This is a genomic window from Blastocatellia bacterium, assembly GCA_035573895.1.
Classification (GTDB): Bacteria; Acidobacteriota; Blastocatellia; order HR10; family HR10; genus DATLZR01.
This window is the reverse complement of sequence record DATLZR010000165.1, coordinates 1-15,627: the sequence shown is the minus strand read 5'-3', so window position 1 is coordinate 15,627 and position 15,627 is coordinate 1. Positions and strand designations below refer to the sequence as shown.

The window sequence follows — 15,627 nt, the reverse complement described above, 5'->3', positions numbered from 1 at the left end:
CCGACGTTCATGCCACGCCGCTCTTGAGAAATTATTGTCTTTGCTCTCCTCCTTTGATCCGCTTGTTCTCTTGCCCGCCGGTGAAAAATTCCACGCCGGCCTCGATCCAGCCGCTCACATCGGCCCGCAGCTTCTGGATCTGACGGAGCATCCGGTTCCGGTCGGATTCGGATGGATTCAGCATCCGAGCCGCTTGCTGGCTGGCCCCTCGATAGATGCCCGAGAGACTTCTGTCATCGGAAAGATCAACGAGAAGGAATCCGAGTGTGCCCAGAAAGAGAATCGAAGCGGTGACGAGTTCTGGCGTGAGGAGCGGGCCGAGCGTCCGCCGAAGGGTGTGCTTGAGCCACATCCAGGAGCGAGTGATCCAGCGGGCCAGCGGCTGCACCTGATGATCGGCGCGGATGGTGGCCTCCAGAATGCGTTCGGTTAATCCCTCGGGAACAGCCACCGGCTCGAGCTGGCGACAGAGATCACGGACGGCCTCGACGCTCCGGAGCAATCGCTGGCACCGGTGACACTGCTCAAAATGGGTCTCAAAGAGATGATACTCTTCCGCCGGAAGGAAACCATCGAAATAATCGGCCAGAAGCTCATCGAAGGCGGCACAGCTCATCATCGCCCCGGCTGTGGTCGCTTCAAGAATACGGTGCTGGAGCTGTGGGGAGGGTTCGACCGCCTCCAGCCGATGACACAGATCCACCGTCGCCCGCACATCGTCGAAGAGCTGACGACAGGACTCACAGGCCAAGTAGTGATGAACGAAGGCCTCGGCGGCAGCGGGTTCGGCGCTTCCGTCCAGGTATTCGCTCATCAGATGTTCGAACTGCTCGCAGGTCATCATCTCAAATAACCTTCATCCGTCGTAAGATGCGGGCCAGCTCAATGCGCCCGCGATTGATGCGCGACTTCACCGTTCCCTCCGGGATCTGAAGCAGGTCCACGATCTCCTGATAGGAGAGTTCCTCCAGATCGCGCAGGATGATACAGGTGCGAAGCTCCGGCGACAGCTTGTTGATCGCCTGCTGGACCAGGCGGCTGAGTTCCTGCTGTTCGACCACCCGCTCGGGGTTGCCGTATTCGTCGGCGTGGAGATGGTATTCATGATCGGCCAGGTCTTCGCTTTGCTCGGTCGGCGTCCGACCGCGTTTGCGATAATCATCAATGATGAGATTGCGGGCCACCCGCATGAGCCAGTGGGAGAGATCTCCCACGGCCGGATTAAACTGATCGAGCGTCCGGTAGACGCGAACGAAAACCTCCTGCGTCAGGTCTTCGGCCGCCTCATGGTTTCCCGTGAAGCGGTAGGCCAGATTGTAGATCCGGCGCGAGTAGGTTCGGACGATTTCCTCCCATGCCGCCTCATCGCCGGCCAGACACCGTCGAACGAGTTGCGCCTCCTGGCTGGCCAACGCCACCTTTGCTCCCACGTTCAATCTCGTCTCCTCAATTATCCATCTGCGGGAACGCACTTGGCAAAACGAAAGGCAAAAGCAAAAAGTTCCGCCTGATGTGGGGTCAGAGCGTTCAACATCCCCATGGCCCTGTCATCGGGTCCTGGGGGGCCCACCGGCCCCGGCAGGGAAACTCGATCGTTCGTAACTCCAGCCGGCCCCTTCCATCTCAGGCCAGAGCGACCAGGATGTTGTCGCTCAGCCGGACGCGACCGATATGGGCGACCACCGCGACCAGGGCCGGGCGCTCGCCGAGGGTGACCAGCGGTTCGAGCGTCTCGCTATCTACGATGGAGAGGGATTCGATTCGGGCCAGAGGTTGGGACTCGATGACCTCGCGCATGGCGCGAATCAGGCGGACGGCATCGCGTTCGCCGGCAGCTACAAGAACTTGCACTTTTTCCAGCGCCTGATAGAGAACAGCGGCGGCCTCGCGCTCGCGGGCGCTCAATCGCTCATTGTCGGCCGAGATGGCTAATCCGCTCGCTTCCCGTAGGATCGGACATATGCATACTTCGACATCGAACCGGAGATCTCGAATCATCCGTCTGACCAGAGCCACTTGATACCCATCCTTCCACCCGAAGAATACAACGTGGGGCCGGATAAGATGAAAGAGAATCGTGAGGAATGTCGTCGCCTGAATCACATGCTCCGGATGAAGTCCTCCGTGGAGCTTCTCGCTCAACCCCTTCACGACAACCATCGTGGATGCCCCCTCGGGGAAGATCTCCGCCGCCGAGGGAGCAAAGATGTAGTCAACGCCGCTGGGCGCGACGACCTCGACATCGCGGGACAAAAAAGGAGCGGATTCGAGTGGATGGGTCTCCTTTCCGTGGGAGGCTTTCTCTGCCGGCGGCCAGGCAGCGGGAGAAAATATCGAGACAATGACCACGTGGCACATCTCCCGGGCGCGGCGAATGAGGCTGAGATGACCTTCGTGAAGATTTCCGGCAGTGGGAACAAGTCCGATCCGCTGGCCCGTCGCATGAAGACGACGAGCAATCGCCTGCATGCGGGTCACTTGTTTGACGACATCCATCTTCAGTCCTTGATGACTACCCCCCGGGCAATTATAGGGGAAGGCATCATTATTTCAAACCCGCCGCCCGAACTCCCGTGCTGCGGTTGGAGGTCTTGCGGCCTGCCCTTTCTCGTCGTGCCAGGAGCGAGGAAAAAGCGCGTCATCTTTACTGACGCGAAAAATCTGCTATGATCATTAAGGCCCACAGCGCAACGCATCAGGGGAAACGAGTCGCAGACGGTGCGTGGAGAGCACTCATCGCCGCTCTCCCCACCGGTGACATAGATTGTGACTCGTCCTGGTGAGAAGCCCGGTGGGCAAGGGATCGCGTGATGGAGATAAATCTCAGAGCGAAAGGAGGAACCAAAAGGCGAGAGGTGGCCGGATGTCGGCCCTCCATCGCATTTCTTTCGACAGGGAGGTGAGAACAGGAGTATGCCGGTCTACGAATATCGCTGCACTCAATGCAATCGCAAATTTAAACTCACCATGACGGTGGCCGAGTACGAGAAGAAGAATGTGAAATGTCCGAAATGCGGCAGCAAGAAAGTCGAACAACAACTGGCGGCCTTCTACGCCGTGACCTCGAAGAAGAGCTGACCACGCCGCGTCACCGGAGCATGGCCCGAGCTTATAAGTGTGGCCGCTTGGGGGCCTCTCAGAGCCCTCTTCTTTTTTGAGGTTACCGATGATCGCCCCCGACGCCGACCTCCGTGTGGATAGCGAGATATGATAAGGAGCATCTGATCAGATGATCACCTGCCCGCGCTGTGGAACAGAGTCGGCAGAAACAGCTCGGTTTTGTCGGCGTTGTGGAATGCGGCTGCTCCCGCCGGAGGAATCGGAAACCCAGCTCTTCGGAACACCACCTTCTACCGAGATCATTCCCTCCCCGTCCACAGGACCGGCCTATCTTCCTCCTGTCACTCCATCAGAGCCCTTCCGCTCTACGTTCCGGGAAACGAGCATTGATATTAGCCGCTGGCTGTCTCAAGGGTGGGAGGGCATCAAACCCAATCTCCCGATGTTCGCTCTGACGACCCTCATCGTGACCTTTCTGTCGTTGATTACGCTCTCGGTCACCGCGGGTCCCTTCCTCATCGGCCTCTACTATATGGTTTTCAAATCCCTCCGGGGCGAAAGAGTTCAGGTGGCCGACGTCTTCAAGGGATTTGAATATTTTGGTGTCGCCTTTCTCGCCTGGGTCGTCGAACTGTTTATCCATCTGTCGTTGAGCGGATTGGCGGAGAAAGCACCGCTTCTCGGGGTGATTACGTTCGTTGCATCGCCTCTTGTGATGGCTCTATTCGCCTTCGTCTACCCCTTGATCCTCGACCGACGGATGGATATTGCCTCGGCACTCAATGAGGCGTGGAAGGTCGTCATCTCGCGTCAGTGGTTGATGTTCTGGGTCTTCGGTTTGATTCTGACACTTCTTCCGCCGGCCGGACTCATTTTCTGCCTCATCGGCTTTTTCCTGACGGCGCCACTGGCGGTCGCCATGTCGGCTGTGGCCTATCGAGACCTCTTCGGAGTGAGATCACTGCTGAGCGATTCCCCGACGGCATCCTGGCCGCCCCCGGGGCTCTAATTCTGGCCCGGGTTTTCCGGGAGCGCCCGATTTTCAGTAGCGCGCGCTTTCCAGCCTGCGTTTTTTTCTTTCGCAGACTAAGTCTGCGCTACGTCTTTCACAGACTGGAAAGTCCGCGTTACTTTCTCAAACTATTTGGCCTGAAGATGTGTCCTACAGGTATGGAAAATGGCAGGGAGCAGACGGACGAAAGGAGTGCTCTCCGCCATTGCGAGTCTCGAGCCATCGCCACAAAACGGCGATGGACAGAGGTGCAGGAGGAGGTTGCGATGAAAAGGGCATTCTCACTGATGACTTTGATTGTGATTCTGGCAGCGGGGGTGAGCCTGGCGCGGGCTCAAGGGCTGGGTCGCTCGCTTCCGGTGCTGAAGAACCGTCTGGGGCTAACCGATCAACAGGTAGCTGAGATCCAGGATCTTCTGCGAAAGCATCGGGACGCCATCTTTCCCCTTCAGCAGGAACTACGGGCCAAGCAGCATGAACTGGCGAAAGCTCTCGAAGCGCCACAACCTGACGCCACCGCGGTGGGACGGCTGGTCATCGAACAACGGTCGCTGCGCCAGCAGATTCAGAAGTTGAATCAGCAACTGCACGCTGATGTGCGGGCGGTTCTCACGCCGGAGCAGCAACAGAAGTTCGACGAGTGGCAGCGATCCCGACCGCAACGGCCCGGTCAACAGCTCCGACGACCGGTGGGCTTGGGACTGCGGGCGCTGGGCCGAGGGCCTTTCCGACGCCAGGGCCTGTGACCCTTCCTCTCAGTAGTCCCGCTGTCGGCACCGATCCGTTTTCACGTCGGTCCCCCGGATCGGTGCCTTTTTTCAGCTGCGCCCTCGGACTGTGACGGACGGGCGCGCACGGAGAACCTTCTCCGGGTAGGGACACAGGTCGGCCAGAATACATTCCTGGCAGCGTGGCCGTCGTGCCTGGCAGATCTCCCGCCCGTGAAAGATGAGCCGATGACTGAATCCGATCCACTCCGGCTGAGGGACCAGCCTCATCAGATCCGCTTCGATCTTCTCCCGAACTTTTTCCTTCGTCAGCCCCAGGCGGTCGGCCACGCGCATGACGTGAGTGTCCACGACGATGCCCGAGGGAACACCGAAGGCATTTTGAAGCACAACGTTGGCCGTCTTTCGGGCGACGCCCGGAAGGCGCAGTAAATCTTCCATGGTGCGGGGAACCTGACCGCCAAACTCCTCAGCGATCATTCGGCAGGCCGCCTGAATGCTTTTTGCTTTCGCCCGATAGTATCCCGTCGGTCGTATGGCTTGTTCCAGTTCGGACAGCGGAGCCCGGGCATAGTCTTCCGCCGTGCGATATTTCTCGAACAGTTTCGCCGTGACCTGATTCACACGCTCGTCCGTGCACTGGGCCGAGAGAATGGTGGCGACCAGCAACTCCAGCGGAGTAGTAAAGTTCAATGCCGTGCGAGCCACGGGATATTTCCTCTTGAGTCGCCGAATGATTTCTCGGACGCGCCGGCGCTCGGCGCCTTCTTTTGTCGGCGAGAGCGAGCCGCGCGCGGACGATGTCCGGGGTTTTCGCCGGGACGCACGGCGGCTTGTGAGAGATGTGGCTTCAGTCATGGACGGTACGCTCCCGATCGGCTCGAAACAAAGGCCGATACATTAGTCGCCTGCGCCGTTTGGTGTCAAGAGGCGGCTGTGCTATAATGGCCGCCTAAACGATGGAAGGTGAAACACGGGATCAGCGACGCCGGTTAAGACAGCTAATCATCTCCAGTTGCGCTTCCCCTCTGTCGCCTCTCCGATTCATTCACACCCCGTCGGTGCTATTCACATCTTGGAGGAGCGTGCTGTGAATCCGGAATTGGAGAAGCTTCTCGCCCTACAAGCTCTCGATATAGAGATCAGGGAACTGGGGAATGAGATTGCTGACGTCCCGCGAAAAAAGGCCGAACTGGAGAAGCAGTTCAATGAATTCGCTGCCGAGTACCTGGAGAAAAAGAATCGTCTGGAAGACTCCAAACGCCGGCACCGCCAGCTGGAACTCGATCTCCAGGAGATGCAGGACCGGCTGGAGAAATATAAGAGGGACCTCATGCGCGTCCGCAACCAGACAGAATATGCAGCGGCTCTTCGGGAGATTGACAGCGCCAAACGAGCCATCAGTGTGATAGAGACGCAGATTCTCGAACTGCTGGAGACGATCGAGACTCTGGAGGTGGAACTTCGAGAACGAACTCCGGAAGTCGAAGCCAAACGGCGCGAATTCGATGAGCAACTGGCGGAATACGCCACGGCCACCGAACGCCTGACCCAGCGGCTGGCCGAGCGCCGTGCCGAACGCGAGCGTCTGGCTGCCCTCATTCGCCCGGACCTTCTGGCCCAATACACCCGCCTGACGGAGATTCGCGATGGACTCGCCCTGGCCGAGGTGCGCGATGGATCGTGCACTGCCTGCTTCATGACGGTGCGCCCCCAAGTCTATGCCGAAGTTCGTCGGGGCGAAAACATTCTGACCTGCGATAACTGCAGCCGGATTCTCTATTACAAACCCACCCCGGCTCCGGAGACGACTGCTTAGTGCTGCCACACCGTTGGCCTGCGCGGGTATGGGGCGGACAATCAGTGTTATGAATGCGCAGCCTGCCGGTCACACGCACACCTCGCCGGAGAAGGCGACGTCATGGATGGTGTGTGACGTCTGAAATCACGGAAGAAGCGGGGGATCATGACCGAGGGAAAGGTTTTCAATCGCATTGTCCTGATCGTTCTCGATAGCGCCGGCATCGGAGCCATGCCCGATGCGGCCGAGTACGGCGATGAGGGGAGCGATACCCTGGGACATATTTTCGCTTCCCTCCCTGTAAATGTTCCGCACCTCCGTCGCTACGGATTGGCCAATATTGTACCGATGACTCTTGAACCCGTCGCTGAGCCGGAAGGGGCGTATGGCCGCGCTGCCCTCGCCTCCGCCGGGAAAGATTCAACCACCGGCCACTGGGAGATAGCGGGGATCATCACTGATAGTCCCTTCCCCACGTATCCCAACGGATTTCCGCCGGAGGTCATCGAGCCGTTTGAACGGGCCATCGGGCGAAAAGTACTGGGCAATAAGCCCGCCTCGGGAACGGAAATCATCAAGGAGCTTGGTGAAGAACACTTGCGCACGGGTTCGCCCATCGTCTACACGTCGGCGGACAGCGTTTTTCAAATCGCCGCACACGAGGATGTCATCCCTGTGCCGGAACTCTACCGCATCTGTGAGATCGCGCGGAATCTTCTCGATGGGCGGCACCGGGTGGCACGTGTGATCGCCCGCCCCTTCACGGGATCGCCGGGTCAGTTTCGTCGAACCGAGGCGCGGCGGGATTTCGCCATCGAACCTCCCCGGCCAACGCTCCTCGACCTGCTGATGGAGGCCGGCTGGGAAACCGTCTCGGTGGGAAAGGTAGCATCTCTCTTTTGCTATCGCGGCTTCACCCGAAAGATCCCGGCGGCAAACAACATGGCCTCTGTGGATGGAACCCTCCAGGCCCTGGCCACGACGTCATCGGGACTAATCTTTGTCAACCTCGTGGACTTCGACATGCTCTACGGTCACCGGAATGACGTCCAGGGATATGCCCGCGCGCTGGAGGAGTTCGATGCCCGGCTGCCGGAGATCGAAGCCCGCCTCGGCCGAGACGATCTCTTGCTCATCACAGCCGATCACGGATGCGACCCCACCACGCCCTCGACCGATCACTCCCGCGAGTATGTTCCCATTCTCGCCTATGGCGCCCGCGTACGCCGGGCAGTGAATCTCGGCACCCGGAGTACGCTGGCCGACATCGGCCAGACAATTGCCGATAATTTCCACCTTCGGCTTTCTGCCGGAGAAAGTTTCCTCTCCTCGCTCGCCCTTTGAATCCGTTGGCAGATCGCCCGAAGATGCGCCGGTCCGGGGCTCACGGCCGTGACTCACTATTGACCGTATAGTTTGCTCGCCATAGAATCGGTCGCGTGGTGATTGACGGCATCATTCTGGCAGCCGGCGAATCGAAACGATTCGGGCGACCGAAGCAACTCATTTCCTGGCGCGGGAAGCCGCTGATTCGCCACATTGTCGAGGTGGCCCTCGGGTCCCAATTGAGAACTCTTGTTGTGGTCATCGGCTACGCGGCCCGCGATGTGCGCCAGGCCTTACACCCACTGGATGAGCATCCGCGCCTGCGAATCGTTCTCAATCCGGAGTATGAAGAGGGACAGGCCAGCTCCATTCGCTGGGGAGTGCGGGCCTTAGAACCGGGTGCCGAAGCGGTCATGTTTCTGACCTGCGATCAACCCCTTCTCACCTCCTCGCTTCTCGACGCACTTCTGGAGAGTTTCGCTCGGCATCGCCCACTCATCTGTTATCCCGTTCATGCTCGCCAGCGTGGCAGCCCCACGATCTTCTCGGCTGTGCTCCTGCCCGAGCTTCTCCAGTTGACCGGTGATGTCGGCGGGCGCGTTCTCATCGAGAAATATCGAGCCCGCGTTCATGAACATCGCGTAAATTCCCCCCGTCCCCTCAGGGATATTGATACGCCCGATGACCTGGCCGACCTGGAGAAGGATCTCGCCTCTTCGGGGAATCGAGAGGGTGACTGATTGAACGACCTATTGATCCCTCCGAAAAAGCGTGGCTCAGGTTTGGATTGTCGCGGACCGGAAAGTTCGCGCTCCTTGTCGTGCTCAAATGAAACACGTGCTCATCGTGTGCGATGGAAGTAGCCTGAAGGATTCTCGCGGGCAGCGCCGTGCCGCCGCTGCGGCCCTTCTCGACTATCGGGGAAAGAGAAGAATCATCGGCGAGTATCTCGGTTCGGCGACCAATCAGCAGGCGGAGATTGTTGCGGCGGCCATCGGACTAGAAGCCCTCAAGGAGCCCTGCGTCGTCGAGGTGATGTCGGATTCGGAGTACCTCATCCTCACGATGACGGGACACTACCGGCGCAGGGCCAATCATCCGTTCTGGGAGCGACTGGACAAGGCGGCTGCCCGACATCGCGTGACCTGGACCTGGGTCGGCGGTCACACGGGTCATCCGCTCCAGGAGATCTGTGATCGGGCCGCTCGCCTGATTGCCCGAGCCGGTCGTGTTGACGAGGAAAAACTCGCCGATTTACTGCGGCGGCTGGCGAAGACTGAAACTCCGACGACGTGAGGAGAAGCTCACGAGAATCCACGCCGGAGGGGAACGACAAAATCTCGCGCCAACCCGGAGCCCCCATCAGGCTTTCACCAGCGCTCCGAACACTCGGACCGTGCGCGTGATGTCACACATCTGAGCCTCAGCCGGCGTTGCCGCCGCGTCGTCGAGTCAGTTCCTGACGGAGATTTTTAACGGCCGCTTCCGCCGGGGCGACCTGTTCGAGCCGACGGAGCGTGGCCTCGGCCTCATCGAATTCTCCCTTTTCCATGAGCGCTACCGTGAGGTTGAACAGCGTCGGCGTGTGCTCGGGATCAACCTCCAGCGACTTCCTGTAAGCGGCAATAGCTCGATCTAAATCCCGTGGCTGCCGTTTGTAGAAGGTCAATCCGTAGTCGGTTCGCACATTGACATCGTTGGGATTTTTCGCCAGAGCGCGTTCGTACCAGCGACTCGCCTCGGCGAATCGGCTATTGGACTGGGCCACGTCGTTATGCTCGAGGAAGTGATCACCGAGATCGAAGTTGACATTGCCCAACTGTACGAGCGTGTCGTAGTCATCGGGCTTGAGCGCGTTGGCGCGCTCGAAGTATTTCAGCGCCTCCTCCAGTCGTCCCGCCCGATAGAGTGTCATCCCCGCCGTCATCTGCGCCTGGAAATTCGCGCGATCCCGCTCGGCCGCCTGGACCGATTGCGTGATCTCGGCCTCGCTCGGACCGATCGGAGGATGATCGGCCGGCAACGCCGTCGTTGTTGCGCCCGGTCGGCCACCGGGCGAGGCCGTCGTCACCCGAGCCTGCCGATTGTAATGGGTAGCGTAGAAGTATCCGATGAGGAAGCCCACCAGCGCCCCTATGATGGCAAAATAAAGTCGCCGTGTCGTCATGGATGGCACCTCGGAAGACCGATTGTGGATGGACTGCGCGGAGTTTGTCAAGAAAAGAGTCGCCGCCCGCACACGCGTCGGCCTTCCCAAGGCATGGCCTTCATCTCCGATTCAGCCGATGGAGATGAAAATCGGGTCGGAGATCTTTCAAACGAATCCCGGCATCGGTTTGGCTCCTGCAGGTTTTGACGATAGAATTAGGCCGACGCGCTATGACGGGAGCACGCCGGATTACGACTCTGGGCCTTTTGTGTCTTCTCCTCTGGGGCACGAGCGCTGAGGCGCGGGCGCAAGCTGGACGACGACGCCAGCCTCCTCCGCCGCCCCGGGAGGAAAAACCCGTGCCTCCGAAAAAGGAGGAGTCCGTCCGTGGAGATGCCAGGACGGCCTCTGCGCCGGCGGTGAAAAAGGGGACGGAGATCGCCGACGAGCTGAATCTCCCGGAGATGGCCACCACGCGCGTGACGTTGCGAAACGGTCTGCGGCTCATCATCCGCGAGCGATACGCCTTGCCGCTGGCGGCCATCGTCGCGACGGTTCAAACGGGCCGACGGGATGAAACCGACGCTGACAGAGGCGTGGCGGCGCTCACCGAACGAATGATATTTCGCGGGACGACCCGCCGACCCAACGATCAGCCCCTCGCTGATCTGCACTCTCTCGGTGCGGTCTTCCGCTCGGCGACCGAGGACGACCGAACGATCTTTCGCCTCACGGTGCCGGCGGACAACGCCCGCCGGGCGCTCGACATTCTCGCCGATGTCCTCCAACATCCGACGCTGGAGGCAGACGCGCTCCGCCGGGAACTCGAAATCCTTCGCGTGGAGCAGACCGTCTACCGCCCCGATGCCCTGTCTCTCGCACGTGCTCTCCAGATGGCATTTCCCGATCGCCGGGTGGGAGTGGCGTTGAATCCGGGAGAAAGCTCTCTCCCTCCGATCACCCTCGATCAGCTCCGGCAGTTTTACCGTCGGCACTATCGAGCGGAAAAAATTGTGATCGCCATCGTGGGAGCCGTGAATACGGTTGAAATGATCGAAGCGGCCCAGGCTCTGTTCGGCGATTTTGAATATACCGAGCCGGAAAAGCCAGCAGCGCAACCGACAGCAATCGCGGCTGCGTCTTCCGAACCGAAGTCGCCCACGCCGCAAGAATCCGCTGTCACCCCCCCGACGGTGGGGACACCGGCCACTCCCTCTCAAACACAGCCGACGATCTCGGTCCCACCCCAACAGCCTGCACCCGCCGAGTCGCCTCCGGCGCCGGCTCTTCGATATGCCGCAGATCACGGCGAGACATCCGTCGCCACGGTGACATTTGTACATCGCACCTCGGGCTTTGACGCCGCTGACTGGCCCTCGATTCAGGTTCTGGCCACGGTGCTCGGTCAGGGACGCGCGTCGCGGCTGTGGCGGAGCCTGGGCCAGGAAAAGAAGCTGGTTTTTGATGTCACGGCGAAAGCCCGGGCCACGAAAGATGTGGGATATCTGGCCGTTCAGCTTCGGCTCGATCCGGCCAATCTTGATCGAGCCGAATCGGCATATTTCGAGGAGATCGAACGGCTGCGTCGTGAGTTGATTGCGCCGGGTGAGCTGCAACGGGCCAAATCGCTCCTGGAACGAGCCTACTGGGAACAGCTCCTCACTTACGAGGGAGAAGCCCGGGCCCTGGCCGCCGATGAGCTGTTCCTCCACGATTTTCGCCGGAGCGAGCAATTCCTGACCCATCTGGCGGCCGTTTCCGCCGAGGATGTTCAAAAAGCAAGCGCCGCTTATCTCGTTCTCGCCAATACGGCGCTTCACGAATATTTGCCCGAGACGATGGCCTCCCGATCCTTGACGGGCGAAACGGTCACCGCGCGATTGACGACGCAGATCCCCGGCCTCAAGGAATCCACCATACCGACCGAACGACTGAAACGAGCGCCCGAGGTGACGGTGGTCGAACAGGGAAAACGCGCGCGCTCTGAAGGAGAGGGCGAAGCCGTCATCTTCTCTCTTCAACCGGAACCGCTCAAAGATTTCTCCGTCTTCGAGGGGCCGCGAGCCTTCGTTCGAGAAGATCGTCGGCGTCCGGTGGTGATGGTGGGAATCTTTTTCCAGGGCGGGCGACTCTTCGAGTCCGCCTCTACTGCCGGCATCACCGAGCTGACGCTCCGGGCCATGCTCGCCGGCGTGGGCGGACGAACACCTCTTTCGAGCGACGAGGTGGCTCTGCGGCTGGAACAGTGGGGCGCCCAGGTGACGCTCGTCAACGAACCCGATTTCTGTGGGTTCCTCCTGAGCGTTCCGTCACACAATCAGGAAGCGGCCACACGGCTGCTCGTTGATCTCATCGAGCATCCGGCCTTCCGGGAAGTGGATGTCGCGCGAGAGCAGGAGGTGCTTCTCGGAGAGATCCGCGCTCGAGCGGACGACCTCCCCGCACATTCGTCCGAGCTGACGGCACAGGGACTCTACGGTGAACTTCCCTACGGCTGGCCTCGATGGGGCTACGAGCGGACGGTGAAGACGTTGACGCGCGAGCAGGTCGTCGCCTGGTACGACCGCCTGGTGAGGAAACAGTTCCCCGTGATCTTCATCGTCGGAGATACGGATGGGTCGGCCCTCATCTCCAGCATCATGGCGAGAGAAATTCGCCGCGACGATCTCCAACGCACATTTTACGTCTCCTCGGCCAGAGCGCCGTCTCAGCCGGTGACGAAGGTCGAGGAGAGAGCCTGCCGCGCCGCCGTCCAGACGGTGGGGTTTCTCGGTCCGGCGGGTTCAAGCGATGAAATGTTTGCTCTGACCGTGTGGCACCATCTCGCTTTCGGACCCGGAGGAGTCATTCGTCGGTCCCTCCAGCATCAACAGGCCCTGGCTGCCTGGCTCACGGCAACCGTCGAACCACGAGTCGCTGGCAGCTCCATCACGATTCATCTGATCAGCTCGCCCGAAAGCGAGACTCCGGCGCGACAGGCCCTCCAGCAGGAACTCTCCCGATACACTGCGACCGCTCTCGGTGATGAGGAGCTTCGACGGGCGATCACTGCCACGATCGGGGCGGAGGCAGCACGCCGGGAACACCCCGGGGAACTTCTGCTCGATTATGCTCGACGGTTCTTCCTCACGGCCAAACCCCAGAGCGTTGAGGCTGACGAGGAGAAACTGCGCGCCCTCACAAGCGCCGAGCTTCAGCGGGTGGTCTCCTCCATCCTGTCACCGGCGCGATGGGCTGTCGGCATCATCCGCCCCAGAGGAAATCGCCCAGCGGATAAGCCGGGCACCCCGGGAGAACTCACTTTCCTTCCGGGCGCACCGGATCCCTCTTCACAGCAGGCGCTGACGCAGAAGCGAGAGCGTCAGCAACGCCCCCAGTTCGCGGATGCGCTCGCGGTCGCCGGTGAGGGTGATGGCCCGGCTTTCGACGTGGACATCGTCGGCCAATCCGATGATGAGGAGACCGACGGGCGTCTCCGGCGTCCCTCCGGTGGGACCGGCAACTCCGGTCACGGCAACTCCCAGCGTTGATCCCAGACGCTGTTTGACGCCAGTGGCCATCGCTTCGGTGACGGGGCGACTGATCGCGCCGTGCGTCGCGATGAGTTCCGGAGGCACACCGAGCAGTTCCTGCTTGGCCTGATCCGAATACGCCACCACACCGCCCAGGAAGTACTGCGAGCTGCCGGGAACATCGGTCAATCGTTTGGCGATGAGCCCTCCCGTACAACTCTCGGCCACCGCCAGAGTATAGCGCTTGATGAGCAACAACCGCCCCACGACCTCTTCCAGGGATTCCCCTCGCGTGCTGTAGACATGCGCTCCCAGTTTCTCCTCGATCTGATCAATGACTTCGACCAGGAGCCGGTCCGCTTCCTCATCGGTTTCGGCGCGGGCCGTCAGATGAAGTTCGATGCCATCCGTGGTGGCGAGAATCGTGGTCCGGGGATTGTCATACCGCTGGTAGATGGGAGCGACCGCTTGATCTACGGCGGATTCCGTCATGCCGCTGATTTTGACGACCCGCCGATGAATCTTCAGTCCGCCGGACAGACCCGCTAGCAGCGGCGCGACTTCTTCCTCGAACACAACCTTCATCTCCGATGGCGGTCCGGGGAGCAAGAAAAGGCGCTTGCCTTTGTCCTCAACGAAGAGGCCGGGAGCGGTCCCGTATTTGTTCTCCAGGACAACGGCTCCATCGAGGACCAACGCCTGGCGCTCATTGATCGCCGGCATGGGAATTCCCCGACGGGCGAATCGCTCGCGGATGCGTGCGAGCACGGCATCGTCGAGAATGAGGGCACGACCGAGCGCGCGCGCCGCCGCTTTGCGCGTCACATCGTCTTCGGTTGGTCCGAGCCCGCCCGTCGTAATGACGATGTCGGACCGTTTGAGCGATTCTCGAAGAACCTGCTCCAGCCGGGTCTCGTCATCGCCCACCACCGACTTCATCTCGACGGTGATGCCCAGAGCATTCAGCCGATCCGTCAGCCAGAGCGAGTTCGTATCCACGCGAAAGGGCGTGAGCAGCTCCGAGCCGACAGCGATGATCTCCGCTCGCAATGTTTTGGCTGATCTCATAGAGATTCCATCCCCGAAATTACCCCCGATGTGCACGGGCTCGCACAGATGATGAGAGAGAATCCCTGCTCATCTCTGTGGATCGTGCTCATCGCCAAGCTCCCCTTTCCTCACAACGACGACAAATAAGAGCCAAGCAGCAAGGACAGATGCAGCAGGACTCCGGCATACACGCCGGCCATCACATCATCGGCCATGATGCCGAGACCCGCGCTCAATTGTTCCAGCCGTTTGATCGGATAGGGCTTCAGGATGTCGAAGAGGCGAAACGACGCAAAGGAGAGGAGAGAGAAAACTGCCGCCTGGGTGTACAATCCCCGCATCAGGGCTTCATTCAGTTGAGGCGTGAGCAACAACGCGATGATCTGGCCGGCCATCTCATCAATGACCACCGATGGCGGGTCTTTCGTTCCCCATTCGCTCATGGCTCGCGATGCCGCCCAGATGCCGATGCTGAGCACCAACCATCCCAGGCCGAGCGTGAGAAACCTCACACCGCTGATTCGCTCCAGGCCCTTACTCGCCCAGAAGAGGACGACGCCCACCAGAGCCCCCACGGTTCCCGGAGCCACCGGCGAGTAACCACATCCGAAACCGGTTGCCAGGACGCGCGCAAGAAGGTCGCTTCGCTTCCGTTGAGGGGTTTGCGTTGGGCGAGCCATCGGGCTTCCCAGCGGAGCAGGCGGTTCACACCGCCAGACGGACACCCGGGGAGAGAGACCGGGCGCGTTCCTCCACTCCGACCACCCGTCCGATGAGATCGTGATCCAGAGCGCGCGTGATCTGAACACGGAGGAAATCTCCCGGTTGAAGAGAGAGGCCGTCGGGAACTTCGTTCAACAGGACGTGGCCATCAATCTCCGGCGCTTGCGATTCCATCCGCCCGCGCAACAGGACGTCCGTCTCGGCAGAATATCCTTCGAGGAGAACGGTCACCGTCTGACCGACGAGCCGCTGATTCTTGCGGCGGG

General features: G+C 60.4%; 15 protein-coding genes and 1 pseudogene. 8 read left to right on the top strand and 8 right to left on the bottom strand.

Annotated elements, in window-relative coordinates:
- Positions 1–31: 31 nt before the first annotated feature.
- The 3 genes from VNM72_14385 to panC form a co-directional block, all read right to left on the bottom strand.
- Entirely contained in the window at positions 32–844 is an 813-nt protein-coding gene (locus VNM72_14385) for a zf-HC2 domain-containing protein (GenBank protein ID HXF06585.1), read from the bottom strand.
- A 1-nt stretch (position 845) separates the two neighbouring features.
- The gene (locus VNM72_14380) at positions 846–1,430 is read right to left on the bottom strand and encodes a sigma-70 family RNA polymerase sigma factor (GenBank protein HXF06584.1); all 585 of its coding nucleotides are present in this window, start codon (positions 1,428–1,430) and stop codon (positions 846–848) included.
- A gap of 193 nt (positions 1,431–1,623) precedes the next feature.
- Complete coding sequence (gene panC, locus VNM72_14375; GenBank protein HXF06583.1) at positions 1,624–2,496, bottom strand: pantoate--beta-alanine ligase; 873 nt, start codon at positions 2,494–2,496, stop codon at positions 1,624–1,626.
- A 417-nt stretch (positions 2,497–2,913) separates the two neighbouring features.
- Here panC and VNM72_14370 point away from each other — a divergent pair, with 417 nt between their 5' ends.
- The 3 genes from VNM72_14370 to VNM72_14360 all read left to right on the top strand — a co-directional run bounded on the left by VNM72_14370 (position 2,914) and on the right by VNM72_14360 (position 4,818).
- Complete coding sequence (locus tag VNM72_14370) at positions 2,914–3,078, top strand: zinc ribbon domain-containing protein (GenBank protein ID HXF06582.1); 165 nt, start codon at positions 2,914–2,916, stop codon at positions 3,076–3,078.
- A 217-nt stretch (positions 3,079–3,295) separates the two neighbouring features.
- The gene (locus VNM72_14365) at positions 3,296–4,069 is read left to right on the top strand and encodes a hypothetical protein (GenBank protein ID HXF06581.1); all 774 of its coding nucleotides are present in this window, start codon (positions 3,296–3,298) and stop codon (positions 4,067–4,069) included.
- Between the two features lie 269 nt (positions 4,070–4,338).
- Entirely contained in the window at positions 4,339–4,818 is a 480-nt protein-coding gene (locus tag VNM72_14360) for a periplasmic heavy metal sensor (protein HXF06580.1), read from the top strand.
- 72 nt (positions 4,819–4,890) lie between these two features.
- On the opposite strand, the gene nth is transcribed toward VNM72_14360, so the two are convergent.
- Positions 4,891–5,658, bottom strand: coding sequence for an endonuclease III (gene nth, locus VNM72_14355; GenBank protein ID HXF06579.1), 768 nt, complete (start codon positions 5,656–5,658; stop codon positions 4,891–4,893).
- 232 nt (positions 5,659–5,890) lie between these two features.
- Here nth and VNM72_14350 point away from each other — a divergent pair, with 232 nt between their 5' ends.
- From VNM72_14350 to VNM72_14335, 4 genes are all read left to right on the top strand, one after another.
- Complete coding sequence (locus tag VNM72_14350) at positions 5,891–6,619, top strand: C4-type zinc ribbon domain-containing protein (GenBank protein ID HXF06578.1); 729 nt, start codon at positions 5,891–5,893, stop codon at positions 6,617–6,619.
- 147 nt (positions 6,620–6,766) lie between these two features.
- The gene (locus VNM72_14345; protein ID HXF06577.1) at positions 6,767–7,945 is read left to right on the top strand and encodes a phosphopentomutase; all 1,179 of its coding nucleotides are present in this window, start codon (positions 6,767–6,769) and stop codon (positions 7,943–7,945) included.
- Positions 7,946–8,043: 98 nt separating this feature from the next.
- Positions 8,044–8,667 carry a nucleotidyltransferase family protein gene (locus VNM72_14340; GenBank protein HXF06576.1) on the top strand — a complete coding sequence of 208 codons (624 nt, stop codon included), beginning with the start codon at positions 8,044–8,046 and terminating at the stop codon, positions 8,665–8,667.
- A gap of 88 nt (positions 8,668–8,755) precedes the next feature.
- Entirely contained in the window at positions 8,756–9,223 is a 468-nt protein-coding gene (locus tag VNM72_14335; GenBank protein HXF06575.1) for an RNase H family protein, read from the top strand.
- 127 nt (positions 9,224–9,350) lie between these two features.
- Here the strand turns inward: VNM72_14335 and VNM72_14330 are convergent, their stop codons facing one another.
- Entirely contained in the window at positions 9,351–10,094 is a 744-nt protein-coding gene (locus VNM72_14330; protein ID HXF06574.1) for a tetratricopeptide repeat protein, read from the bottom strand.
- 212 nt (positions 10,095–10,306) lie between these two features.
- Between VNM72_14330 and VNM72_14325 the strand changes: the two are divergent.
- Positions 10,307–13,114, top strand: a pseudogene (locus tag VNM72_14325) (insulinase family protein).
- A gap of 291 nt (positions 13,115–13,405) precedes the next feature.
- Here the strand turns inward: VNM72_14325 and VNM72_14320 are convergent.
- The 3 genes from VNM72_14320 to VNM72_14310 all read right to left on the bottom strand — a co-directional run.
- Complete coding sequence (locus tag VNM72_14320) at positions 13,406–14,656, bottom strand: competence/damage-inducible protein A (GenBank protein HXF06573.1); 1,251 nt, start codon at positions 14,654–14,656, stop codon at positions 13,406–13,408.
- Between the two features lie 110 nt (positions 14,657–14,766).
- Complete coding sequence (locus VNM72_14315; GenBank protein HXF06572.1) at positions 14,767–15,318, bottom strand: phosphatidylglycerophosphatase A; 552 nt, start codon at positions 15,316–15,318, stop codon at positions 14,767–14,769.
- Positions 15,319–15,343: 25 nt separating this feature from the next.
- A partial coding sequence (locus tag VNM72_14310) for a TRAM domain-containing protein (GenBank protein HXF06571.1) occupies positions 15,344–15,627 on the bottom strand: 284 nt, incomplete at its 5' end.